General features: G+C 33.0%; 11 protein-coding genes. 3 read left to right on the forward strand and 8 right to left on the reverse strand.

The genetic code is table 11. From position 1 onward, the window contains the following. Positions 1-390: 390 nt before the first annotated feature. Positions 391-1,932, forward strand: coding sequence for a hypothetical protein (locus OIU83_RS18925; RefSeq protein WP_264207827.1), 1,542 nt, complete (start codon positions 391-393; stop codon positions 1,930-1,932). Positions 1,933-2,044: 112 nt separating this feature from the next. Here OIU83_RS18925 and OIU83_RS18930 read toward each other — a convergent pair whose 3' ends face one another. Next, on the reverse strand, positions 2,045-3,073 hold the full coding sequence (locus OIU83_RS18930; RefSeq protein ID WP_264207828.1) for a rod shape-determining protein: 1,029 nt from the start codon (positions 3,071-3,073) through the stop codon (positions 2,045-2,047). Between the two features lie 452 nt (positions 3,074-3,525). On the opposite strand from OIU83_RS18930, the gene map reads away from it, so the two are divergent. After that, the gene (gene map, locus OIU83_RS18935; RefSeq protein ID WP_264207829.1) at positions 3,526-4,290 is read left to right on the forward strand and encodes a type I methionyl aminopeptidase; all 765 of its coding nucleotides are present in this window, start codon (positions 3,526-3,528) and stop codon (positions 4,288-4,290) included. A 112-nt stretch (positions 4,291-4,402) separates the two neighbouring features. Here the strand turns inward: map and OIU83_RS18940 are convergent, their stop codons facing one another. The 5 genes from OIU83_RS18940 to OIU83_RS18960 all read right to left on the reverse strand — a co-directional run bounded on the left by OIU83_RS18940 (position 4,403) and on the right by OIU83_RS18960 (position 9,571). Next, on the reverse strand, positions 4,403-5,674 hold the full coding sequence (locus tag OIU83_RS18940) for a porin family protein (RefSeq protein ID WP_264207830.1): 1,272 nt from the start codon (positions 5,672-5,674) through the stop codon (positions 4,403-4,405). Continuing rightward, positions 5,671-6,087 (reverse strand): hypothetical protein, encoded by a 417-nt coding sequence (locus OIU83_RS18945; protein ID WP_264207831.1) that lies wholly within the window; start codon positions 6,085-6,087, stop codon positions 5,671-5,673. The genes OIU83_RS18940 and OIU83_RS18945 overlap by 4 nt, the downstream gene beginning before the upstream one ends. 57 nt (positions 6,088-6,144) lie before the next feature. Further along, the gene (locus tag OIU83_RS18950; RefSeq protein ID WP_264207832.1) at positions 6,145-6,819 is read right to left on the reverse strand and encodes a CBS domain-containing protein; all 675 of its coding nucleotides are present in this window, start codon (positions 6,817-6,819) and stop codon (positions 6,145-6,147) included. 46 nt (positions 6,820-6,865) lie between these two features. Further along, positions 6,866-7,489: a hypothetical protein gene (locus tag OIU83_RS18955; RefSeq protein WP_264207833.1), complete on the reverse strand. Its 624-nt coding sequence runs from the start codon at positions 7,487-7,489 to the stop codon at positions 6,866-6,868. A 219-nt stretch (positions 7,490-7,708) separates the two neighbouring features. Beyond that, entirely contained in the window at positions 7,709-9,571 is a 1,863-nt protein-coding gene (locus OIU83_RS18960; protein ID WP_264207834.1) for a TonB-dependent receptor plug domain-containing protein, read from the reverse strand. Between the two features lie 65 nt (positions 9,572-9,636). On the opposite strand from OIU83_RS18960, the gene OIU83_RS18965 reads away from it, so the two are divergent. Next, a complete protein-coding gene (locus OIU83_RS18965; protein WP_264207835.1) occupies positions 9,637-11,139 on the forward strand; it encodes an aminotransferase-like domain-containing protein in 1,503 nt (500 codons plus the stop codon). A 77-nt stretch (positions 11,140-11,216) separates the two neighbouring features. Here the strand turns inward: OIU83_RS18965 and OIU83_RS18970 are convergent, their stop codons facing one another. Together OIU83_RS18970 and OIU83_RS18975 are read right to left on the reverse strand one after the other, a co-directional pair. Next, a complete protein-coding gene (locus OIU83_RS18970; protein ID WP_264207836.1) occupies positions 11,217-11,438 on the reverse strand; it encodes a heavy-metal-associated domain-containing protein in 222 nt (73 codons plus the stop codon). Positions 11,439-11,560: 122 nt separating this feature from the next. Continuing rightward, a complete protein-coding gene (locus OIU83_RS18975; RefSeq protein ID WP_264207837.1) occupies positions 11,561-13,585 on the reverse strand; it encodes a heavy metal translocating P-type ATPase in 2,025 nt (674 codons plus the stop codon). Positions 13,586-13,593: the final 8 nt, after the last annotated feature.

Raw genomic sequence — 13,593 nt, forward strand, 5'->3', positions numbered from 1 at the left:
AGCGTGTTAGCTACTTGGAAATGATATAAAAAAGAACTACTTTTGCAGCTTAGAAAATTCAAGAATAGCAAAAGTTGTAATTTGGCTATTCATCCACTTAAATTATTGATATAAAAGTGATTAATCACAATAGTAATTTTATAACCTCTTTATAAAACTTTACTTATTTATCAATCTTTCAGTCGATACAGGTGCAAAATTTCTGAGACTAAAAAATAAACTTCTATAATTTTAAAAGTAAGATATAACTTTTTTAATGGATGCAAGAATTATGCTTAATCCATTACAAGATTCTTTGTCTCTAATTTTAAACACATTAGACTTGTATTTCCGAATAAAAAACAAAATTTTAAAAGAGAACATTAACCATAAAAAAGACAATTAGTATAAATGAAAGACAATCAGACACAAAAATATTATTGGGGAATAGGATTAGAAAACGAAACTTACTTACAATTTGAAGATCCCCTAATAGTCTCTGGTGAATTTATACAAGAAAAAATTGGTTTTGAGAAATACAGTATTGACTATAGAAAATGCTATAAACCAGACAGCTTAGCTCCTGTGTTGAAAAAAGCATTTAGCTTAAATGAAAACTATGAAGTAAGCCGAATGATGAATAGTCATTCGCTTGAAAAACTGGATATAAACTATCAACACAAAACATTATCGCCAGTAAGACCATTAATTGATACTGTAAATGGTGAGGTTGCCGCAGAACCAATTGAAAATCCTGAATATCTTGGAAAATCTATCATGGAGCTTTTCCTTGAGGATCAACCTTACAATATTCAAAGTATGATTACTCAAAGAAACAAAACAATGGGTTCTGTACATTTTGATGGCGATTCTATCGAATTTGTAACCAAATATTTTGAAAACAGAACGATAGCTGAATCATGTAAAGAATTAAAAGCTACCAAAAAGTTATTTCTTGATAAAATCAATGAATCTGCTGTACTGAATGGGAAATTAAATTTTCCAGATTACAATAATGGCCTTAATATGTTCATGAGTAATCAGGAAAACCTTGTTTTGTTTAATACCGGAACATATCATTTTCATATTACTTTACCATCATTAACTGAAGACAGCAGGATTGTAGATTACAATAATTTCGAAAAAACACATGCCAATGCCATCTATTTATTACAATGGTTTGAGCCCTTTTTTATAGCAACTCTGGGAAGTCCCGACATTATGGGTGTGATAAGTGATACCTATAGTATGGACAAAAAATTTACTTTGGGTTCTATGAGAAATGCTATGTCTCGTTACATAGGTGTAGGAACTTATAATAAAGCAATGCCAAAAGGTAAAATTCTAACATATAATGTAGATGATTTTAGAAAATTACTGAAATTTGGAAAAGAAGAAAATATTTGGTGGCGAGATCAGATTGAAGCAGACATGGAATATGAAATGCTTTCGGAAGTGGGACTTGATTTTAATCAGGAGAAAATGTACCAAAGCGGTTTTGAATTCAGAAGCTTTGACGAGTTTCCGGCAGAATACTTAAATGATGTTCTTTTTTCTATTATTCTTATTTGTGAGCATTCTTTAAACCTACCCGATGTTCAATGGGGACATGACAGTGCAGCTTGGAATAACTTAGTTTTTAAAACTTTAAAAATGGGTTATTTAGCCGAAATTAATGACGCTGAAAAGAATGAAGTGTTGGATTTATTACAATTATTAAATCCATCGGATAGTAACTATAATACCCTAAAATCCGAATTTGAAGCTATTGTAATGCTTGATGCGTTTTTCTTTAAGATTCTGGCTGTTTTACATGATAAATACAAAGACAACAACTTTTGCTTGGATTCTATGTACGGACAAAAAACAACCTCACCTCCAAAATGGGGTAACTTTAATAAATACCAGACAGAGAAACATTTACAGCAAATAGGATCTTTATGTGAGTATTAAAAGTTTCTAATAACTGAGGATACAGTGCCACAAAAAACTATGACACTGTATAAAATCTTCAGTTTTAATAAAGAATTACTTTTTAAAATATAACTCCATCATAAAAGCGTACTTATTTCATAAGTACGCTTTTATATTTTGGTATATCCTTTAACACAATACCAGTGCCTCTTACTACGGCTCTTAAAGGATCTTCTGCAATATAGACTGGTAAATCCGTCTTCAGCGATATTCTTTTATCAAGACCGCGTAGCATTGCTCCTCCTCCTGCGAGATACAATCCTGTATTATAAATGTCGGCAGATAGCTCTGGAGGTGTCAAAGAAAGCGTTACCATTATAGCGTCTTCAATTCTCTGGATTGATTTATCCAATGCTCTTGCAATTTCCCTGAAGCTAACTTTTACCTCTTTTGGTTTACCAGTAAGCAAATCTCTTCCACGAACAGTCATGTCATCAGGAGCATCCTCGAGTTCTTCCATTGCGGCACCAACATCAAGTTTTATCATCTCTGCAGATGCATCTCCAATATATAAATTGTGTTGCGTTCGCATATAATATAAAATATCATTGGTAAAAACATCACCCGCAATTTTTATAGATTTATCACAAACTATTCCTCCAAGGGCAATAACCGCAATTTCTGTAGTACCTCCCCCAATATCAACAATAAGATTCCCCTTGGGCAACATCACATCCAGACCAATTCCGATAGCAGCAGCCATAGGCTCATGAATTAAAAACACTTCTTTCCCATTTACTCTTTCGCAGGATTCTTTTACCGCTCTCATTTCTACCTCGGTAATACCACTGGGGATACACACAACCATTCGTAATGCGGGAGTGAAAAATTTTTTCTTTAATTCGGGTATATTTTTTATAAACCAGCTGATCATTTTTTCCGAAGCATCAAAATCTGCAATAACTCCATCTTTAAGTGGTCGGATTGTTTTAATATTCTCGTGGGTCTTCCCCTGCATTAAACTGGCCTCCTTACCTACTGCGATAATTTTCCCGTTTCTTATATCTCTGGCGACAATGGAAGGACTATCAACTACGATCTTTCCATCATAAATTATTAATGTATTAGCTGTTCCCAAATCCATAGCAATCTCCACTGTCATAAAATCAAATATTCTCATAATATAGTTTTGTTTAACAACGGTTATTGTTGCCGCTTTATTCTCTAGTGAGGTAAAATTAGAATAAAGCGATTAAAATCTGTTCTGTAACAGAATTGGATTAAACGGACTAAATAGTCCTTTTACTAAGGTAGAACAAAAACATAGTTATCAAGACAGTTTATTTTCATTAAAATATTTAGCATTTATTTAATCTTTATTATTAAATATTTTACAAGTTTTACTTTACATAATAAGTTCGTTTGGCTTTCCCACTACTTAACAATAGCTAAGTCTCTATAGGGGTTTTATAAAATCCCCTGTTTTATACCTGTCAAAATAATTCTTTTTCATAACTTCGTTCTGTCACTCTACTACTTCTTAGTTGCCAAATTCCGGCAACTTTATAAGGCTGCGAGAAGTTAGTTAGTAGTAAGGCTAAAAAACTAAACTTTAATCAAAGAAAAAGAGACATGTCTATAACAACAGAATCCGAATTAATCGGAATGAAAAAAGCTAGCGAAGCTGTTGCCTACACTTTGAAAGAAATGAGAAACTTTGCAAAACCAGGTATGACAACAAAGGAATTAGACGACTTTGGTGGGCAAATCCTTAATGACTTAGGAGCAAAATCAGCACCCTATTTAACGTATGGTTTTCCTGGATGGACTTGCATAAGCGTAAATAATGAATTTTGTCACGGCATCCCATCCGACAAGAGAATACTTAATGAAGGTGATTTAATTAATGTCGATGTTTCGGGAGAGCTAGATGGCTTTTGGTCAGATAACGGAGGGTCATTTGTTATTGGAACAGATGTAAACCAACACCAAAAACTTATTGAAGCTTCAAAACAAATTTTGCATAAAGCAATATATAATATAAAAGGCGGCGTTCGCATTTCCGACATTGGTTTTTTAATTGAAACCGAAGCCAAGAAAAGAGGTTACAGAGTCATTAAAAATCTAACCGGACATGGAATTGGAAGAAACCTTCACGAAGCACCACATGAAATAGCCAATTATAGGGACAGATCTAACCTTACACGGTTTAAGAAAAATTCTGTAGTTGCCATTGAAACATTCATTTCAACGACTTCCACCTATGCCGAATCTTTGCAAGATGGCTGGACAATGGTTGGGAATAAAGGCGGTTTCATGGCACAACACGAGCATACTATTGTGGTTACCGACAGTAAACCAATTGTATTGACAGAAATGAATGGAATTTGGAATTAAGAATTATTTGCGAATAAAGGGCTTTACTCTAATTCTAGTTATTTAAAAATCCCCCATTAAACATCAACTGTTTAATGGGGGATTTAATGTTTTGCGAATATTTTAGGGATAATTAATCCGTTTTTAAACTCGAATTTCCAAATCCATAATTTATTCCAAAGAGAGTAAAAAGAGTATTTACTTCTCCAAAATTTTTCCCATAAGTACCTGTAAAATAAAGATTATCATTGATTTTGTATTCCATTAATCCTACACTTCTATCACTATTTAAGTTACTGTTATCATTTGAATATTCCCTTTTTAAATATTCATATGATATAGAAAAGTCCTTTATAGTATATTGTATCCTTCCTCCATAATCAAAAGCATTAGTTTTACTAAAAACATCTGTCGTATTAACTTCTAAAACATTATCACTAATATAACGGATAGATCCTATGATTGAGAAATTTCCGTTTAGTAAATTATCATCAATTTTAAGATTGTTGATATTATAAGCTCCATTAAGCCAAAAACCACTTCTATTAAAGCGTTTATTATCAGATTGATTACCTGATAAAGCTTCAGAGTACGCAAAAGCTCCATCTAACTGAAAAACAGGAAGTTCTAAGAATTTTTTATAATAATTTTGAATTTCTTTATCAGTATCTAAAGCTTTTTCTAATTCATTTGGCTGGACTTTACTTATAGAAACAATTTCCATTCCAATAACTGTCTGGTTAGCAATCTCTTCGTTATAATCTTGTTGAATTTCTTTTCTTTCATCACTGCTCGCATTTTCCAAAATACCATATAACCGTTCAGTTTCAATAATGCTCTTCCTTAATTGATTATTTAATACATCCAGTTCTTCTTCATGACTTCTTAACATTCTTACTTTCTCTGAATATTTAGATAAAGCTATATTAATATTGTCAGATTGTGTTTTGGTTCTAATGGTAATCAAATTAGTTCTAATTCCAAAAGCAATATAATTGGTATTTTTAAGTAAACTACCTGCTGTAGAATCACTAAAAGTTGAAACTAGAGAAACACTCATTTTTCTTAAGATGCCACTAAAAATAGCATTCTTAGAACTCTTGTCTTTTCGAATGTTAAGATATTTATGAATACTGCTTGTAGAATCAGATTTAAAAGTCCAAAAAGGTGAAAATTCCATCGCAAAGTTTTTTGGAATAGCGCTACCATTACTAGTTAAACTCATTAGAGTTGCTGCAAAAGCTTTTGGATTTGTTGGCCGTTCTATAGATGAAGGTGCGATATCCAGAATTTGAAAACCTGGTGAATTTGGAGTTTTTAAATCCTTTAACTTAATTACTTCTTGCCCTTTTGCACTAAAAATAATGATTAAATTTATTAACATTACTTGAATTATTCTTTTCATGATTTAACTTGTTTTAGAAAAAAATATTTTTTGGTTTTAATAGTTCCGCCTAAATCACTTTTATATTTAATATCCTCTGGTACAAGTTCAAAGCTTTTATCTACTTTTCCTCCATTTAAGAAATATTTTATACTTAAGTTTTTAAAACAATCTTCCCAAAAACTTTCTTCGATAAGCTTTAAATCTATATCAGCTTCTATTAACAATAAGCCATTTGTCAACTCTTTAGCAATTCCAAGAGAAGATTTACCTATATAGTGTTCGCCATTTTTTGATTCTCCTTTAAGGGATTTTTTATCATTTATATATAAATCTACATCAGCTGTAACCAATGCTCCATCAGCAGTAATTATATTTACTGATATATTTATCTCATTACTGTTATCTTCAATTTGATACTTTACTACATTCATAGGTTTTTAAATTTAAATCCCACCTACTCTATCTCCCTCTTTTCGGCTTCCGAGGTTTTATAAATTTTGACTGTTCATATATCTGATAATTTGTGTATCTGTAAGCCAGCCAACAACCAGATTATTGCCATCAACAACAAACAAATCTTTGCAATTTTTCTCGTTAATTAATTTTCTAGCGTCCTCTACTTTTTGAGTCTCGTTTATTACTTCAAACTGAACAACAATTGGGTTTGCATTAATAAAATCGGAAAGTGTATTTGCTGGTGTAATTTTAAGTAGCTCATCGCTAAATGTACTTTTGTGAACAATACACTTTATCTTTCCTCCTTCTAAAATAGGTAGTCTAGTTTTGTTAATACTATCAAGAAAATCTCGTAATGCTTTTAAATCAAATGTTGTAATCATAGGATTAGTTACATCAATAGACACCATTGTAAACTTATCTATCATTACTTGCTTGACTAATATATCATCTAAAATATCAGGAGATATTTTATTAATTATTTCATTATAACTTTTAGAAGCTGCTTCAAAGCTTTCTCTACCAAAATAAAAAGCAAGAAGAGTTCCAATCCAGGTACTAATTAAAGGAGCTAAAAGACTAAATAATCTTTCAGGTTCATCACCACATACCATCCAATATATCACAATAGCAATTAAAAGAACAAATGATCCAATAAGCAAAATTTTTGCTATTAAATCTCTATAAACTGTTTTTGGCTGACTCATCCTGTCTTATTTTTCATTAACCTAAAATTTAATATCCTTTAATTAATTATTTTTTATCCTCTCCGGTACTAACACCAGTTGTAATATCGGTAGTTATTTTAGTTGTTACTTCCGTCATTACTTCTTCATCGTTATTGACATCATTGTCGCTATCACGTAACATTTTTATAAAATACAAACGAGTCCAGAGATAGCCAAAAAGAAAACCTAGACAAGCAAAATATATCAATATTAAAATAATAAGCGCCTGATTACTTACCTCTGTATTATCCTTTATGAATTTAGCAATTCTTTTAAGCATACTAGGGATTTGATGAATTTGTGTAAGACCGAGTCCAAGTATAATCTTAGTTAACCAATCACTTACCTGTAGTAAATTATCATTACCCATATAGCGTGATTTTGACTTTTCAGATTCATCTATAACCATAGTTCTTGGAATACCAAACAAAAAACCAATTAAGCTACTAAAAGTAAAAATACCTCCTGATACAAAAAATAAAGTGGTAATTACGGAAATAAACGTACCTCCTTCACACGAATATAAAATCATGACCCCAATCCCAAGAATAGCCAAAAAAAGGATAAATATTATACCTTTATTCCCTCTCTCGTCAACAAGACTATCTTCAGGAGATATTTCATTATTTTTTTTTAAAGCATTCAACATGATTTCTATAATTTAGATTTATAGATTTATTTAGAAATAAAAAAACATTTTCTATAAATTAACATACCAAATTTAAGCACCAAACAATTCTTAAAAAATACCCCTAAATGAGTATTTTTATTCCTCATTTTAAAGATTTAAATAATCTATCCCTAAACACAAAAACTCCTTTAATCATAAAATGATTAAAGGAGTTTTATTCTTAAAAATTAGAGAACCTTAAAAATTCACAAATTTAACTCCCAAACTAAACCATCTGGAAGGAAGCGGCACTGCTCCAACTTCATAATAAGTGGTATTGAAAATATTTTGGGCATCAACATATACTGTTACTTTTTTAATGGACTGACTTACTCTAAAATCATTAACCCAGTATGATGGTCCAGTTACTCTTTGGCTGAAACGAGTAGCAAATAAAGCCGTAAAATTTTTATGCTGAAAATCTATCGTATTCGTTATTTGATGCTCCAATGATGAAACCAGATACTTAGAATAAACAACCGGAATAATATCCTGAAATTTAAAATCTAAATAAGAATAAGCCAGATTGATGTTTAATCGAGAATCTCTGGAGAAATGAGTATTATAATTGGTACGCAAGTTGAAACCATTTGTATTCAGGTTTCCGTAATTATTACTTTGCCAAGGCTCGGTAGTTACATTTCGTGTCCAATCTATAAAATTGCTGATTTTTCTATAAAAGTAATTGGCATTAAAAGTAAAATCACGCTTGATATACTTAAACCCAACCTCACTCTGAAAAGCATTTTCGGTATCCAAATTAGGATTTCCAATATTTCCGGGACGCTGGTTAAGGTATAGATCAGTAAACGAAGGTATACGCTGGCTTGTTCCAATATTTCCGATTATCTTAAAAGCATCTGTTATCGCATAACTGGCATCAAGTCCCGGGTAAACTTGCCATTTATAATCTGAATTGTAATTTACATAAGCCCCAAAATTCACATCGAGTTTCTCTATAAAAGTCGTTCTATATTGTAGATAAATTCCATAATTATCACGATTATGATCGCCAATATTAGAAGAACTAATTTCTTCGCTTCTTGCTTCTGCCCCAAAACCCAGCTCTCCTCTTTCCATTTGGTAGGTTGTGTTAACTTCGGCAGCTAATGAGTTAGTGTAATGCTGACTTCTTCCCGCGTTTAGGTTCGAAATTCCATAATAACGGTAATCATCATAGTTATATCTGTAGCTCAATCGTGGCATCAATTTCCATTTATCCGATAAGTTATGTTTGGATTGTACCGATGCAAATGTAGTTTGCACAACCTCACTTGAATTTTTATCACCTGGTGCCGCATAAAATCCATTAGCTCCAAATCCGTTATTGATATAACCAAATGAGCTTAGAATCTCATTGTTATTATCTATTTGAAAATTACCCTGATAAAATATTTTGTTATTTTCAAAAGCAGTATTATATCGATATCCATTGCTTTTATCGTGAGAAGCAAAAAGCGAATGCTGTTGCTTCTCTTTGCTTATAACTCCTCCAACCTGAATTCCGGTACCATAAAATGTATCTCCTGTACCTTGTGTATCCTTTTCAAAATTTGAACCGGCATAAGAATTTATTAAAAAACCCGATTGACTTGGCTTTTTGGTAATAATATTAATTGCTCCAGTTAAACTATTTACTCCGTAAGTAAGAGCTGCCGGACCACGGATTATTTCAATTCTTTCGATTACCTCAACCGGAATAGGCAAATTAAGCATATTATGTGCCGTTTGAGAGTCTATTATTTTTGTTCCGTTTAAGAGAACAACTGTTTGTTCAAAGCTTCCTCCATCAACACTTACGTCGGCTTGACTCCCGAATGGACCTCTTTGTCTTAGGTCGACTCCATTAGCATATTGCAATATTTCCTGAATAGATCGTCCTGGTAATTTTTCGATTGTAGCCTTATCAATTACATATACATTTCTGTTCTTTTTAGAAATCGGAGTGCTAAAACGGTTTTCATGAATTATCACTTCATCAATATTAATAGTGTCATTCTGCACCTGAGAATATAAATCAATGCTTATAAGTGCTAGTATAGCAAAATAAAATTTTGTCATTTGTTTTAATTTTTTTGCAAAAGTAGTATCTTGCCGTACTACTAATGTATACCAGTTTTACAAAAATGGATAGTCCGGTTCAAATTCCTTTCAAAAGTTTCATTCAGCTTAAGCCCGAAGAGACAACTGCTATATACTTGCAAATAGTCTTTGAATTTATTAAAGCAATACAAATAGGATTATTGCCCGAAGGCACAAAACTTCCAGGAACACGCATATTATGTAAATTATTATCGGTTAACCGAAATACACTTATTAAAGCTTTTCAGGATCTTGAATTGCAAGGATGGATTGAAATTTTGCCAAATAAAGGAACTTTTATCTTATCTGAAAAAAAACAAAAAAACAAGCCTGAATTTACTTCGACTGAAGGTAAAAGTATTTCAAAAATAAGTGCTCCATTTACTTTTAAGCGTTCTACAATTCTTGAAAATCCAAAAGAAGTCAGTATCCTGCCCTACCAATTTAATGATGGCTTACCCGATTTGCGATTAGTACAAACAGATGTTCTGGCAAGACTTTATGTTTCCAAACTAAAAAGTCAAAAAAGTGCAAAAACCTGGGAACAAATTCAAACACAATCCCATTTGAATTTTAAAACCCAGTTTTCTAATTTTTTAAATCTTACCCGAGGAATACGCATTTCGACATCAAATTTACTCACAACCAGTAGCCATGAAATTAGTTTATATCTGGTTACCAAATTACTTATTACTCCTGGCAATAAAGTTGTTGTTGCTTCGCCTGGGTATTATATGTCGAACATGACATTATCGGATAGTGGCGCCCAAATAATCACCATACCCGTTGACAAAGACGGAATCAACACCGGAGATCTAAGACAAATTTGCGAAACGCAAAATATCAAACTATTATACCTTACCTCCAATTATCATTATCCTACAACAATTTCACTTAGTGCAAAGAGACGAATGGAAGTCCTGGAATTGGCAAATAAATATGGGTTTGTGATTTTAGAAGATGATTACGATTTTGATTTCCATTATGATAATAACCCTGTATTACCTTTAGCGGCCTTAGATTCTAATGAAAGAGTTGTTTATATTGGATCATTTGGAAGGTCATTACCAGCAGGTTTTGGTTACGGTTTTGTCGCTGCACCATCAGAATTTATTACAGAACTGGAAAAACATCAAAACATTCTCGAACCCGAAATAGATGTTATCAAAGAGCAGGTATTAACCGAATGGATTATGGAAGGCGAAGTACATCGTCTCTCAAAAAAGAATAAAAAAATCTATAAAGAACGTAGAGACTATTTTGTATTACTGCTAAATGAAAAATTGAACGGGAAAATTAAATTTCAAATTCCTCTTCGGGGTTTCGCTATTTGGGTGGAATGGCTTGATAATTTTAATTTGATTAAGTTGCAAAAACAATGTATTTCAAATGGATTGTTCTTGCCAAAAACGATTTTATATCAAACAAAAAATGGCACAGCTACCCGCTTAGGATTTGGGCATTTGGAAAAAACCGAAATGGAAAATGCAGTAAACATTTTAAGTAAATCTCTTGAAGAGATTATGCAAAATCAGAACATAACTTAGAATAAAAAAGAGCATTTCAATTCCGGGAACTGAAATACTCTTTTTCATTGAATAAAGCTATTTGTGCGTTTACGATACTAAACAGATAAAGGCTCCGCTTTAAATCCTTTGCTTTTGATGATAGCAACTATTTCGTCTTCTGTAGCACCTTCTGATTGAACTGTAAGTATTTTATCAGCATTATTAGTGTCTACATTCCATTCGCCAATACCTTCGGCATTATCCAAATCAGATTTTACTTTCGCCACACATCCACCACAATTAAGAGTCGTTTTGAATTGAAGATTTTTATTTTCCATTTTATTGATACTTTAATAATTATTTGATACTGCAAATTTCCGTCAATTATGCCTCAATTCGTTTACAATATTCCTTATTTGATTTGTGATATTTACTGATTAAGAAATGTCTTTTATATCCTTTAAAATTTCATTTTTTGTATCCTAACAGCATTTAGTATTGCTATTAGCGCAACACCTACATCGGCAAATACTGCTTCCCACATGGTGGCAAGTCCTCCTGCTCCAAGTATCAACACAACAGCTTTAATAGAAAATGCCAGTATGATGTTTTGCCAAACTATTTTTTTGGTTTGTTTACCGATATTTATTGCCATAGCTATTTTTGATGGCATATCGTCTTGTATTACAACATCGGCAGTTTCTATAGCAGCATCACTTCCCAATCCGCCCATTGCAATACCGGCATCACTCAATGCAATTACCGGAGCATCGTTTACTCCATCTCCCACAAATGCGACACTACCGTTACTGGCTTTTATCTCTTTCACCTTATTTACTTTGTCCTCAGGCAATAAATCCCCGTAAGCGTTATCTATCCCCAATTGCTTTGCAACATGCGCTACAACGGCGCTTTTATCACCGCTAAGCATAGTTACCCTTACATTCATGCTGTGTAACTTATCTATAGCGATTTTTGCATCTGCTTTAATGCTGTCTGAGATTGTGAGATAACCTGCAAATTTTCCATCGTAAGAAATAGCAATTACCGTGTACACAATATTTGCAGTGTCTGTATCATGGCTGATATTAAATTTATCAAGCAATTTAAAATTACCAACCAATAATTCCTTTCCGTTCACTGTTGCTTTAAGCCCGTGTCCGGCTATTTCCTCCGTTCTCATCAGATTAACAGTACTGTCTACTTCTCCAACATAGTCATGAATGGCAGTAGCGACAGGATGTGTACTATGACTTTCCAGTGCATTGACCATTTTAAGGATTTCATCTTTATTAAATTCAGGTTTTATTATTACTTCCTGAACTTTAAAAACACCTTCGGTCATTGTTCCGGTTTTGTCGATTACCACATTCTGAATATTGGCAAGAATATCCAGGAAGTTAGAACCTTTAAACAGGATTCCATTATGGCTTGCTGCTCCAATACCTCCAAAATATCCTAACGGAATAGAGATTACCAACGCACAAGGGCAAGAAATAACCAAGAATACCAATGCTCTGTACAACCACTCGCTAAACACATATGTATCGACAAAGAGAGCCGGCAACAGCGTAATACCGATTGAAAGAAATACGATAATCGGTGTATATACTTTGGCAAACTTGCGAATGAACAATTCCGTAGGTGCTTTTTGAGCAGTTGCATCCTGCACCATCTCTAGTATTTTACTTAGTTTACTGTCTGAATATGCAGTGGTAACCTTTATTTGGCTTACAGTATTACCATTAATCATGCCCGCCAATACAGTTTCACCTTTAGATTTCGTGTCGGGTTTACTTTCTCCTGTAAGTGCTGCAGTATTGTATGAAGCACTTTCTGAAATCAGCACACCGTCCAGTCCCAATTTTTCTCCCGGTTTTAACTGGATAATATCTCCAATCTTTGCATCTTCGGCTTTTATAACTACCGCCTTCCCTTCTCTTAGTATGGTAACTTCATCCGGACGCTGGTCCAATAGTGTTTTTATATTTCCTTTTGCTCGAGACACAGCAAGTGTCTGGAATACCTCACCTACTGCATAGAATAACATAACAGCTACAGCTTCGGGGTATTCGCTTATAGCAAAAGCTCCTACTGTTGCAATAACCATAAGGAAAAACTCCGAAAAGAAATCTTTGTAGCGGATACTCTCAATAGCTTCTTTAATTACTGGTAATCCTACTGGAATATAAGCTACTATATACCATGCTAATCTTACCCAACCAGTAAACCATTCCTGCAGAAAATAATTGTCGAAACCTATGGCGATTAACAATAAAATTAATGAAGTGATAGCCGGCAAAAATAACTGAAATACAGTTTTGTCTTCGAGGTCGTGGCTGTGATCGTGATCATGTCCATGACTATGGTCATGATTGTGACCGTGATCATGACTTTCTTTTTTCTTACTATCGCATTTATCATGGTTCGCCTCATTGTTTTGAGGTTTTACATGATTATCTATACTACAACATTGCTTTGACATAATAATGA

The sequence above is a fragment of the Flavobacterium shii genome (genome assembly GCF_025847235.1).
In the GTDB taxonomy this organism is placed as follows: Bacteria; Bacteroidota; Bacteroidia; order Flavobacteriales; family Flavobacteriaceae; genus Flavobacterium; species Flavobacterium shii.

Bases quoted from the DNA above. Each gene is read 5' to 3' on its own strand.
- OIU83_RS18950 (WP_264207832.1), bottom strand. From the start codon at position 6,819: ATGAGTCAGCCAAAAACAGTTTATAGAGATTTAATAGCAAAAATTTTG.
- OIU83_RS18930 (WP_264207828.1), bottom strand. From the start codon at position 3,073: ATGAGAATATTTGATTTTATGACAGTGGAGATTGCTATGGATTTGGGA.
- OIU83_RS18975 (WP_264207837.1), bottom strand. From the start codon at position 13,585: ATGTCAAAGCAATGTTGTAGTATAGATAATCATGTAAAACCTCAAAAC.
- OIU83_RS18925 (WP_264207827.1), top strand. From the start codon at position 391: ATGAAAGACAATCAGACACAAAAATATTATTGGGGAATAGGATTAGAA.
- OIU83_RS18940 (WP_264207830.1), bottom strand. From the start codon at position 5,674: ATGAAAAGAATAATTCAAGTAATGTTAATAAATTTAATCATTATTTTT.
- OIU83_RS18955 (WP_264207833.1), bottom strand. From the start codon at position 7,489: ATGTTGAATGCTTTAAAAAAAAATAATGAAATATCTCCTGAAGATAGT.
- map (WP_264207829.1), top strand. From the start codon at position 3,526: ATGTCTATAACAACAGAATCCGAATTAATCGGAATGAAAAAAGCTAGC.
- OIU83_RS18945 (WP_264207831.1), bottom strand. From the start codon at position 6,087: ATGAATGTAGTAAAGTATCAAATTGAAGATAACAGTAATGAGATAAAT.
- OIU83_RS18960 (WP_264207834.1), bottom strand. From the start codon at position 9,571: ATGACAAAATTTTATTTTGCTATACTAGCACTTATAAGCATTGATTTA.
- OIU83_RS18970 (WP_264207836.1), bottom strand. From the start codon at position 11,438: ATGGAAAATAAAAATCTTCAATTCAAAACGACTCTTAATTGTGGTGGA.
- OIU83_RS18965 (WP_264207835.1), top strand. From the start codon at position 9,637: ATGGATAGTCCGGTTCAAATTCCTTTCAAAAGTTTCATTCAGCTTAAG.